Origin of the sequence: Aquabacterium sp. (assembly GCF_036279675.1) — a bacterium.
Lineage (GTDB): Bacteria > Pseudomonadota > Gammaproteobacteria > Burkholderiales > Burkholderiaceae_C > Aquabacterium.
In genome coordinates this window covers 49125-60310 of the sequence record NZ_DASUIS010000148.1, presented here as the reverse complement: position 1 = coordinate 60310, position 11186 = coordinate 49125, and the positions used below count along the sequence as shown (strand labels likewise).

The following is an 11186-nucleotide window of genomic DNA, read 5'->3' as shown; positions in this document are numbered from 1 at the left end:
GGCGGGCACCCGCAGGCTTGTGGCTTCCGCATGGGCCCTGAGCGTTTGCCGGAGCTGCTCACGGGCGTGTTCTGGTCGGATCCGGAAAGAGCCAGTCAACCGCCTGTTGACACGCCATGAAAAAAAAGCGGCAGCCAGCCCACCTGCGTGAGCGCGCTGCCACCTTGTAGATGACTGGCCAGCCTGGACCAGTCTCATCCGACATCAGACCGGACGGTTCTCGTTCGGGTTGCGCACAGGGCCCATCAGCTCCAGACCTTCTGCGTAGGTGATGGTGTCGAAGGTGACATCGAACTTGGAGGCCGCATCGGCGATCTTGTCGAGCTTGGCAGCCGTGTCGAGCTTCTTGAGGTCGTTGCGCTCCAGATAGAGCAGCTCAAGCAGTTCGTTGTAGACCGTGCCTTCGTCGATGGGCAGCACATAGAACATCGCGCCCTTGTAAGGCACCTGGTACTTCTTGCTCAGGTCGATGTTGTTGCAAAACAGGAAGTACTTGCCACCAGCAGTCAGCGAATCGCCCAGCACTTCAGCCACGTCCTTGAGGTATTCGAAGGACAGCAGATAGCCCGTGAAGAAGGGCAGGGTGCTGTCGCCCGTATTGGCTGCAGCCATCACCTGGTCGCAGGTCAGTTCGGGTGGGCGGGCTTCGTCAGCCAGTTGTGCAGAAAAACGCAGCGCCAGTTCACCGCGGAAGCCGAAGCGACCGGGCTTGTGGGTCATGCCCTTGAAGACAGGGTTCTGCAGGTAGCGACCTTTGTCCAGTCGGCCAAATACCGTCTGTTCAATGGGATTTTGCTCGGTCACGGTCATGATGTGGTCCTTAGGTGATGGCGCGAACAAGGTCAGAAGAAGGTTCGCGTTCTTGTTGAGACAAGACCCTTCAATGCAATCGGCATACCAGTTGGATTCACACTGCTGATCGAGCCGTCTGTCGGCTTCCTTCCCTACGTAAACCACCGTATACAACGCGATGTCGCAAGCCCGACGTCGCTTGAAACGCGTGTGCCCTTCACGACGTGATGTGGCGTTTTGTCAGCTTTCAAACAATGACATTGCGGTCTTGTTGAAACGCACGAAAAAGCATTTTCCCTAGCTGAATCAAGCACTTGCAGATTTTTGATGCAGGTGGCACAGCAGTTGCGATAGAGGTCTTGCGCAGACCATGTCTGGCCAGTGAGTGGCGGCACGAGAAGACCTATATCGGCACCAAAGGCACATCAGGGTCGCGGCTTCGCAACCTGCTTTTAATCCTCAGCTTACTTCGGAGAACTGCAATGGCTTCTTTGAGACAGATCGCCTTCTACGGCAAGGGTGGTATCGGCAAGTCCACCACCTCGCAAAACACCTTGGCTGCTCTGGCAGAGATGGGTCAAAAGATCCTGATCGTCGGCTGCGACCCCAAGGCTGACTCCACCCGTCTGATCCTGCACGCAAAGGCTCAAGACACCATCCTGTCGCTGGCTGCTGAAGCTGGTTCGGTGGAGGACCTCGAACTGGAAGACGTGATGAAGGTCGGCTATCGCGACATCCGTTGCGTTGAGTCCGGTGGCCCGGAGCCTGGAGTTGGTTGCGCCGGTCGCGGTGTGATCACTTCGATCAACTTCCTGGAAGAAAACGGCGCTTACGACGGCGTGGACTATGTGTCCTACGACGTGCTGGGTGACGTGGTGTGCGGTGGCTTCGCCATGCCCATCCGCGAAAACAAGGCCCAGGAAATCTACATCGTCATGTCTGGCGAAATGATGGCCATGTACGCCGCCAACAACATCTCCAAGGGCATTCTGAAGTACGCCAACTCCGGTGGCGTGCGTCTGGGTGGCCTGGTGTGCAACGAGCGTCAGACCGACAAGGAACTGGAACTGGCCGAGTCCCTGGCCAAGATGCTGGGCTCCAAGCTGATCCACTTCGTGCCTCGCGACAACATCGTGCAACACGCCGAACTGCGTCGCATGACCGTTCTGGAATACGCACCGGACTCCAAGCAAGCTGGCGAATACCGCACGCTGGCCAACAAGGTCCACAACAACGCTGGCAACGGCACGATCCCCACCCCCATCACCATGGACCAGCTGGAAGACCTGCTGATGGAACACGGGATCATGAAGACCATCGACGAAAGCGAAGTCGGCAAGACCGCCGCTGAACTGGCCGCCTAAATATCGGCACCAGGGACGCCGCTTCGGCGGCGTCCATCTCCCAAAGAGGGAGCGTCATGGCCTGGGGCAACCCGGCGCGATGACCACGCATTGAGTGGCGCTTGTGATTTGCAAACGCTGCACCTGAATCGATATCCACCCTGTCAGCACATCACGGAGTCACACCATGAGCATGACCGTTGAAGAACGCAAGGCCACCAACAAGGCCTTGATTGATGAAGTCCTCAAGGCCTATCCAGAGAAGATGGCCAAGCGCCGCGCCAAACACCTGGGTACCTATGAAGAAGGTAAGCCCGACTGCGGCGTGAAGTCCAACATCAAGTCATTGCCTGGCGTGATGACCATCCGCGGCTGCGCCTACGCTGGTTCCAAAGGCGTGGTGTGGGGCCCGATCAAGGACATGATCCACATCTCGCACGGCCCTGTGGGCTGCGGCCAGTATTCGTGGGCTGCCCGTCGTAACTACTACATCGGCGTGACCGGTGTGGACACCTTCGTGACGATGCAGTTCACCTCCGACTTCCAGGAAAAGGACATCGTGTTCGGCGGTGACAAGAAGCTGGAAAAGATCGTTGACGAAATCCAGGAACTGTTCCCTCTGAACAAGGGTATCTCGGTGCAATCCGAGTGCCCGATCGGCCTGATCGGTGACGACATCGAAGCCGTGTCGAAGAAGAAGTCCAAGGAACACAACAACCACACCATCGTGCCGGTTCGTTGCGAAGGCTTCCGTGGCGTGTCTCAGTCTCTGGGCCACCACATCGCCAACGACGCCATCCGCGACTGGGTGTTCGACGGCAAGACCAAGAAGGAACACGAGTTCACCGCCACACCGTATGACGTGGCCATCATCGGCGACTACAACATCGGTGGTGATGCCTGGTCTTCTCGCATCCTGCTGGAAGAAATGGGCCTGCGCGTGATCGCCCAGTGGTCCGGTGACGGCACGATCGCCGAACTGGAAAACACCCCCAAGGCGAAGCTCAACGTGTTGCACTGCTACCGCTCGATGAACTACATCAGCCGCCACATGGAAGAGAAGTACGGTATTCCATGGGTTGAGTACAACTTCTTCGGCCCCACGATGATCGAGAAGTCGCTGCGCGAAATCGCTTCGCACTTCGATGACACCATCAAGGCCAAGGCTGAAGAAGTCATCGCCAAGTACAAGCCGCTGATGCAAGCCGTCATCGACAAGTACAAGCCTCGCCTGGAAGGCAAGAAGGTCATGCTGTATGTGGGCGGTCTGCGTCCTCGTCACGTGATCGGCGCCTACGAAGACCTGGGCATGGAAGTGGTCGGCACTGGCTACGAATTCGGCCACAACGACGACTACCAGCGCACGACGCACTACATCAAGGATTCCACCTTGATCTATGACGACGTCACTGGCTACGAGTTCGAGAAGTTTGTCGAGAAGATCAAGCCTGATCTGATCGGTTCGGGCATCAAGGAAAAGTACGTCTTCCAGAAGATGGGCGTGCCTTTCCGCCAGATGCACAGCTGGGACTACTCCGGCCCCTATCACGGCTATGACGGCTTCGCCATCTTCGCCCGTGACATGGACATGGCCATCAGCAGCCCCATCTGGAGCCTGACCAAGGCTCCTTGGAAGAAGGCCGCTTGATTGCCTGAGTAGAGAAGGCCCTGCGTCCCAACGCGCGGGGCCTTAGTCAGAGATTTCGTTTTCCCCAGGAGAGCACCATGCCCCAAAACGCCGACAAGATCATTGATCATGAACTGCTGTTTCGCGAGCCCGAGTATCAGGAGCTGTTCGCGAACAAGAAAGCCTTCGAGTTCAACCACCCTGACGAGAAGATCAAACAGATCGTCGAATGGACCAAGACCGAAGACTACAAAGAGAAGAACTTCAAGCGTGATTCTCTGGTCGTGAACCCCGCCAAGGCATGCCAGCCCCTGGGTGCTGTGTTCGTGGCCAACGGCTTCCACAAGACCATGTCGTTCGTGCACGGTTCGCAAGGCTGCGTGGCCTACTACCGTTCGCACTTCTCGCGTCACTTCAAGGAACCCACGTCCTGCGTGTCGTCCTCGATGACGGAAGATGCAGCCGTTTTCGGTGGCCTCAACAACATGATTGACGGCCTGGCCAACACCTTCAACCTGTACAAGCCCGACATGATCGCCGTGTCGACCACTTGCATGGCTGAGGTGATCGGTGACGACTTGAACGCCTTCATCAAGACGGCCAAGGAAAAGGGCAGCGTGCCCGCCGAGTTCGACGTGCCGTTTGCTCACACGCCTGCCTTCGTCGGCAGCCATGTGACCGGCTACGACAACGCCTTGCTGGGTGTGTTGCAACACTTCTGGGACGGCAAGTCGGGTACTGCACCCGCACTGACCCGCGTGCCCAATGAGTCGATCAACTTCATCGGTGGCTTCGACGGCTTCGTCGTGGGCAACATGAAGGAAATCAAGCGCATCTTCAACCTGTTCGGTGTCGAGTACAACATCATTTGCGATCCGTCCGAAGTGTGGGCTACGCCTACCGATGGCGAGTTCCGCATGTATGAAGGCGGCACCACCAAGGAAACGGTCGAGAAGGCTCTGAACGCCAAGGCCACGATCGTGTTCCAGGAGTTCAGCGCTGAAAAGACAGCCAAGTACATCCGTGAAAAGGGCCAGGAAGTCGTTGTACTGAACAGCCCGATCGGCGTGGCCGGCACCGATGCCTTCCTGATGGCCATCTCCGAACTGACCGGCAAGCCCATCCCTGCCGAGCTGGAAAAGGAACGTGGTCTGCTGGTCGACGCCATGGCCGACAGCCAGGCTCACCTGCACGGCAAGCGCTTCGCCATGTATGGTGACCCTGACGAAATGCTGGGCCTGACCCAGTTCCTGCTGGAACTCGGCGCCGAGCCTGCACACGTGCTGGCCACCAACGGCGACGACAAGTGGGCCGACAAGGTGCAAGCCCTGTTCGATGCTTCTCCTTACGGCAAGGGCTGCAAGTCCTACCCCAAGCGCGACCTGTGGCACATGCGCTCGCTGCTGCACACGGAGCCTGTGGACTTCCTGATCGGCAACACCTACGGCAAGTACCTGGAACGCGACGTCGGCACACCGCTGATCCGCCTGGTGTTCCCGATCTTCGATCGCCACCACTACCACCGTCTGCCCATCTGGGGTTATGAAGGCGCTCAGCGCGTGCTGGTCAACCTGCTTGACGAGTACTTCGAAACGCTGGATGCCAACACGATCATCCCGGGCAAGACCGACTATTCCTACGACATCATCCGCTGACGTCACCGCATCTGCCTGATGCACGGGCCAATCTGGCATCGGCGTTGCCTGCCCTGCGAAAGCAGGGCGGCGCTACGCGATGCCACCTTGGCCCGCTCGCGACGGCAGCTGCGGCAACGTCAAAGGCCTTTTGTAGACGTTTGATACTTGTTTGAGTGAGGTTTGAACATGAGCACGTATGTCAAAACAACGCAAGATGGCCGCAAGGTTGAAGTCATAGATGGCTGGTTGTGCCTGGCTGGGGCGCGCGAGACGGACACCTTGGTGCCCTTGATCGAGCATCCCAATCGCCAGGCCATTTCGAAGGCCGTCCCCGGTGCCACGCACATGGGCGGTCGTATTCCCCTGAGACATGACGAAGCTGCGATCGCACAAGGTGCGATGGACGCGGCCAAACGTACTTTCTCCTCCGACCCGATCTCGATCAACGAGCGGTTCCGCCAGGCCATCTGGGCCAAGGCTGGTCTCGAAGGCGTGGAGTAAGCACCATGATTTTCGTTGTCGAAGTACCGCACGCGGGTGAGCCGCGATCCTGGTTTGCCTTTGATGGCGAAGATCTGTTGAACAAGGTGGTCGTGGGTGATGGGCTTCAGCCCTGGGAGATCCACGATGTCACCACCGCCCGGGAGTTGTTCTCCATGGTGGACGCCGAGCCCGGCTCGGCGCAGGCGCTCAGTGACTTCCCCGGCATCTGCCGTCTGGCCGATGAATATGGCCTGGACACACCGCTGTACCGCGCTGATTACGCGCTCGAGCGTGGTTGTTATCAACCCGAGGCGGTGAGTGTGGAGAAGGCTTGCGAGGCGGCTTTGCTCGCGCGTGTGGCGGCTTCGGCGGCGGTAGACAGTCTGCAGCAGGTCCGGCTGTTCTGGTCGGAGCAAGAGGCGGTGCTGGCGACGGAATCCAAGGATGATCCCCTGTTCACAGGGCCAGGTGGTTGGCGTGCCTTGCATGCCTTGCGCGAACAGCTGCTCGCACTGGATGTGTTGGCGGAAAACTGAGGGCGGTGTGGCATGTCCGTAGAGGCTTTGAGTTCACTGGACTTTTTTCAGGGGCTGCAAAGCCGCTTCGGGCAGATCTTTGCCGGGTTCAGGCAGCACGCGGCCTTGCTGGACAACTTGTTGCTGACAGCCTGGCAGAGCTTCGAGGCGAATGTCGGCAGCCAGACTCAGGGCCTGCCCGAGCTGGACTGCCACAAGGGCTGCGCAACCTGCTGCACCCTGAGGGTGACCGCCACGGCCCCTGAGGTGTTCATGCTCGCGCGTTTCATCCGCGCCGTGACACCTGGCCTGCAAAAGCATGGTGTTGACCTGCGGGCCCAGATTGCCAAAGCCAATGAAGTGACATGCGGTGTGGGTGAATCCGACCGCATTGGCGTGCGCCAGCGCTGCCCCTTCATTGCGCAAGGTGTTTGTGTGGTCTATCAGGTGCGGCCCCTGGCTTGTCGTGGCCTGGCCTCGTATGACCGCAAGGCGTGTGCACAGGCGGCCTCCGGCAAGATCGACGAGATCCCGTATTCGGAGCCGCACATGCGCATCCGCAGCCTGGTGCAGAACGCCATGCAGTCGGCTTTGCGCGATGCGGGCGTGGCCTGGGCCAACTACGAGCTCAACCAGTCCCTGTTGATGGCGCTGGATGACGAATCCCTGGAGCAGCGATGGCTGCAAGGCGAAGACGTGCTCAAGGCCGCACAGGTCAACGAGGTGGATCCGGCCGAGATGGCCGCGACCTTTGATCAATTGAAGCTGGCCTGAGTTGAAGGCACACGCATTGGCAACTTCCCGACAAGCACTGTCGAGTTTGTAGCGCCACCAGGCTGATCTTCGGCCTCCTTCCCTGGGGAGATACCCTGGCACCGTTTGTGCAATGAAGCATGCAAGCCCACAAGGAGCAGACCATGTCAGCATCGCTCAAGCAGAAGATCGCCGAAGTGTTCGATGAGCCAGGTTGCGACAAGAACCAGGGCAAGAGCGAGAAAGAGCGCAAGAAGGGTTGCACCAAGCAGCTCTCGCCAGGTGCCGCCGCCGGTGGTTGCGCCTTCGACGGAGCCAAGATTGCCTTGCAGCCCATTGTCGATGTGGCCCATCTCGTGCACGGCCCCATTGCCTGCGAAGGCAACAGCTGGGACAACCGCCACAGCTACTCGTCCGGCTCACAGCTCTACCGTACCGGCTTCACCACCGACATCAACGAATTGGATGTGATCTATGGTGGCGAAAAGCGCCTGTTCAAGTCGGTCAAGGAAATCATCGACAAGTACAACCCGCCCGCAGTGTTCGTCTACCAGACTTGCGTCACGGCCTTGATCGGTGATGACATCGAAGCGGTCTGCAAGAAGGCCAGCGAGAAGTTCGGCAAGCCGGTGATCCCCGTGAACAGCCCGGGCTTTGCAGGCCCCAAGAATCTGGGTAACAAGCTGGGCGGCGAGTCGGTGCTGGACTATGTGATCGGCACCGAAGAGCCTGAGTACACCACGCCATACGACATCAACATCATTGGCGAGTACAACCTCTCCGGTGAGCTCTGGCAGATCAAGCCCTTGCTGGATGCGCTGGGTGTGCGCATCCTCAGTTGCATCTCGGGTGATGGCCGTTATCACGAGGTGGCGAGCAGCCACCGGGCCAAGGTCAACATGATGGTGTGCTCGAAGTCGATGATCAACATCGCCACGCGCATGCAGCAGAAGTGGAACATTCCTTACTTTGAAGGCTCGTTCTACGGCATTGGCGACATGAGCGACACCTTGCGCCAGATCGCCCGCCTGCTGGTGCAGACGGGTGCAGGCGCCGACCTGATCGACCGCACCGAGCGGCTCATCGAGGTGGAAGAGGCCCGTGCCTGGAAACGCCTGGAGAAGTACAAGGAGCGGCTCAAAGGCAAGCGCGTGCTGCTGATCACCGGTGGCGTGAAGAGCTGGTCCGTGGTGTCCGCCCTGCAGGAAGTGGGCATGGAGATCGTGGGGACCTCGATCAAGAAGTCCACCAAGGAAGACAAGGAAAAGATCAAGGAGATCATGGGCGATGACGCGCACATGATCGATGACATGACCCCGCGCGAGATGTACAACATGCTGCGCGATGCCAAGGCCGACATCATGCTGTCCGGTGGCCGCTCGCAGTTCATCGCGCTCAAGGCCCGCATGCCCTGGCTGGACATCAACCAGGAGCGCTACCACCCCTATGCTGGTTATGAAGGCATGGTCGAGCTTGTGGAAGAGATCGACAAGGCGCTCTACAACCCCGTCTGGCAGCAGGTGCGCATTCCTGCGCCCTGGGACGAAGTAGACGCGGGCATGCTGGCCGCCGAGCCTTTCGTGCCACCAGCCAAGGCGGAAGGCCACGGCGGCGGTCATGGGCACGATCACGGCCATGGCCATCAACACGCCCACGCCTGAGAGGACGCACACATGGCCAAGACGCTAGAGTCCAAGAAAGCCTGTGCGGTCAATCCGCTCAAGATGAGCCAGCCCTTGGGCGCCAGCTATGCCTTCATGGGGCTGGACAGTTGCATGCCGGTGATGCATGGCTCGCAAGGTTGTACCTCATTCGGACTGGTGCTGTTGGTGCGCCACTTCAAGGAGGCGATCCCGCTGCAGACCACGGCGATGAACGAGGTCACCACCATCCTCGGTGGCTACGAGAACATCGAAACCGCGCTGCTCAACATCAAGAAGCGTGCGGCCCCGCGCATCATTGCGATCTGCTCGACCGGCCTGACCGAGACCAAGGGCGACGATGTGGATGGCTACATCAACATGGTCCGCAAGCGCAAGCCCGAGCTGGACGATACCGCCATCATCTACATTTCGACGCCAGACTATGTGGGCGCTTTCGAGGATGGCTGGCGCCATGCGGTGACAGGCCTCGTCAAGCAGATCGTGCCGGACACCTCGGCGGCACCCCTGGTGGGGCAGGCTGCAGGGCAGGTCAACCTGCTGCCAGGCTGCCACCTCACGCCAGGTGATCTGGAAGAAATCAAGCAGATCCTCGATGACTTTGGCCTCACCGCCATCACTTTGCCGGACGTATCAGGCTCGCTGGACGGGCACATCCCATCTGACTGGCGCGGCACCACGCTGGGGGGCACGAAGCATGACGACATCATTCGCATGGGTGAGTCGGTGGCCACGCTCGCCATCGGCCAACAGATGCACGATGCCGCCACGGCCTTGCAAGAGCGCACGGGTGTGCCCTTCCACCTGTTTGATCGCCTCACGGGCCTGGAATGCAATGACCGCTTCCTGATGACGCTGTCCAGGATCAGCGGCAAGCCCGTGCCTCAGAAGTACCGCCGCCAACGCAGCCAGTTGTTGGACGCGATGCTGGATGGGCACTTCTACCTGGGCGCCAAGAAGGTGGCCCTGGGCGCCGAGCCCGATCTGCTGTTTGCGGCGGGTTCGCTCCTGCAGGAGATGGGCGCCGAGTTGCACACCTGTGTGACCACCACCCACTCGCCCGTGCTGGAGCAGTTGCCCGCCGAGATCGCCCTGATCGGTGACCTGGAAGACCTGGAGAAGGGGGCCGCCGACTGCGATCTGATGATGACGCACTCGCACGGGCGTCAGGCCGCAGAACGCCTGGACAAACCATTCTTTCGCCTGGGCTTTCCGATCTTCGACCGCATCGGCAATGCCCACCGCCTGATGGTGGGCTACCGCGGTACGCGTCAGTTCATCTTTGAAGTGGCCAATCTGATGATGGCCCACATCCCGCATGCCCACATCGACACCTGGCCTTTGCCCGATGTCGCGCAACGTGTGGCCAAACCGCTGGAGGCCATCGCCGAGCTGCCCTGGCCTGCGGTCGTCGCCAAGCCAACCCCCACCACAACGGATGGAGTCACCCCATGAAAGTCGCCTTCAGTACGCAAGACAAACAGCGCGTTGACGCGCATTTCGGATGGGCCAAGAACGTCTCCGTCTATGACGTGACGGCCGATGGCTACACCTTCGTCGAGAACTTCGAGTTCGGCGGCAAGCTGGAAGAGGACGGCGACGAAGACAAGCTGGCCCCCAAGCTGGAAGCCATCAAGGACTGCGCCATTCTGTATGTGGCCGCCATCGGTGGTTCGGCCGCAGCCCGCGTGGTGGCCGTGAAGATCCACCCGATCAAGGTGCCGCAACCCGAACCCATTCTGGACATTCTCGAAAAGCTCCAGGAAGTGCTCAAGGGCACCCCCCCTCCATGGCTGCGCAAGGCTCTGCAAAAGGGCAATGAGGCGGTCGCCACCAACTTTGATGAAGACGAAGACGAGGTCAAACATGGCTGATACCGCCACGCTCGATGCCACCACAGCACCGACGGATGAGGAACTGATGGCCACGCCCTTTGTGCGTGAACTGGTCAAGATGCTGCGTGCACAGGACACCCATGGCACCTGGGATGGCAAGACCGACCGGGACCTGCTCAACCCCTACATCCTGACAGCCGAGCAGCGTCGCGAGTTGCCCATCATCGGTGACCCGGATCCCGAGATCCTGTGGCGCATGGAGTTGTTCTACAACGCCGTGGGTGTGGCCATCGAGCGCGAGACCGGCAACATGGTCACGCCCATGATGAAGATGAGCCACGAAGGCTTCGGCCGCATGATCTTGCTGGCAGGCCGCCTCATCGTCGTCAACAAGCAGCTGCGCGACGTGCACCGCTTCGGCTTCCCTTCGCTGGCCAAGCTGGCTGACGCGGGCGCCAAGTTCTTCAACGAAGGCGTCACCATGATCCGCGACTACCCGCAAGTTGCGAATTACGGCGCTTGAAGATCACAGGAGAGAGT

At 59.6% G+C, this 11186-nt stretch carries 11 protein-coding genes; 10 read left to right on the top strand and 1 reads right to left on the bottom strand.

Annotation, left to right across the window (positions count from 1 at the left end; translation table 11 throughout):
• Positions 1-204 precede the first annotated feature (204 nt).
• Positions 205-804 (bottom strand): hypothetical protein, encoded by a 600-nt coding sequence (locus tag VFW93_RS17450; protein WP_414639721.1) that lies wholly within the window; start codon positions 802-804, stop codon positions 205-207.
• Between the two features lie 470 nt (positions 805-1274).
• On the opposite strand from VFW93_RS17450, the gene nifH reads away from it, so the two are divergent.
• The 10 genes from nifH to VFW93_RS17400 all read left to right on the top strand — a co-directional run bounded on the left by nifH (position 1275) and on the right by VFW93_RS17400 (position 11169).
• Positions 1275-2156, top strand: coding sequence for a nitrogenase iron protein (gene nifH, locus VFW93_RS17445; protein ID WP_329695226.1), 882 nt, complete (start codon positions 1275-1277; stop codon positions 2154-2156).
• A 166-nt stretch (positions 2157-2322) separates the two neighbouring features.
• Entirely contained in the window at positions 2323-3783 is a 1461-nt protein-coding gene (gene nifD, locus VFW93_RS17440) for a nitrogenase molybdenum-iron protein alpha chain (RefSeq protein ID WP_329695225.1), read from the top strand.
• Positions 3784-3860: 77 nt separating this feature from the next.
• A complete protein-coding gene (nifK, locus tag VFW93_RS17435; protein WP_329695224.1) occupies positions 3861-5417 on the top strand; it encodes a nitrogenase molybdenum-iron protein subunit beta in 1557 nt (518 codons plus the stop codon).
• 168 nt (positions 5418-5585) lie between these two features.
• Positions 5586-5900 carry a hypothetical protein gene (locus VFW93_RS17430; protein WP_329695223.1) on the top strand — a complete coding sequence of 105 codons (315 nt, stop codon included), beginning with the start codon at positions 5586-5588 and terminating at the stop codon, positions 5898-5900.
• A 5-nt stretch (positions 5901-5905) separates the two neighbouring features.
• Positions 5906-6418: a hypothetical protein gene (locus VFW93_RS17425; protein ID WP_329695222.1), complete on the top strand. Its 513-nt coding sequence runs from the start codon at positions 5906-5908 to the stop codon at positions 6416-6418.
• A 12-nt stretch (positions 6419-6430) separates the two neighbouring features.
• The gene (locus tag VFW93_RS17420; protein WP_329695221.1) at positions 6431-7171 is read left to right on the top strand and encodes a YkgJ family cysteine cluster protein; all 741 of its coding nucleotides are present in this window, start codon (positions 6431-6433) and stop codon (positions 7169-7171) included.
• Positions 7172-7314: 143 nt separating this feature from the next.
• Complete coding sequence (gene nifE / locus VFW93_RS17415; RefSeq protein WP_329695220.1) at positions 7315-8811, top strand: nitrogenase iron-molybdenum cofactor biosynthesis protein NifE; 1497 nt, start codon at positions 7315-7317, stop codon at positions 8809-8811.
• 12 nt (positions 8812-8823) lie between these two features.
• Positions 8824-10266, top strand: coding sequence for a nitrogenase iron-molybdenum cofactor biosynthesis protein NifN (nifN, locus tag VFW93_RS17410; RefSeq protein WP_329695219.1), 1443 nt, complete (start codon positions 8824-8826; stop codon positions 10264-10266).
• Positions 10263-10685, top strand: coding sequence for a nitrogen fixation protein NifX (gene nifX / locus VFW93_RS17405; RefSeq protein WP_329695218.1), 423 nt, complete (start codon positions 10263-10265; stop codon positions 10683-10685). The genes nifN and nifX overlap by 4 nt, the downstream gene beginning before the upstream one ends.
• A complete protein-coding gene (locus VFW93_RS17400; protein WP_329695217.1) occupies positions 10678-11169 on the top strand; it encodes a NifX-associated nitrogen fixation protein in 492 nt (163 codons plus the stop codon). The genes nifX and VFW93_RS17400 overlap by 8 nt, the downstream gene beginning before the upstream one ends.
• Positions 11170-11186: the final 17 nt, after the last annotated feature.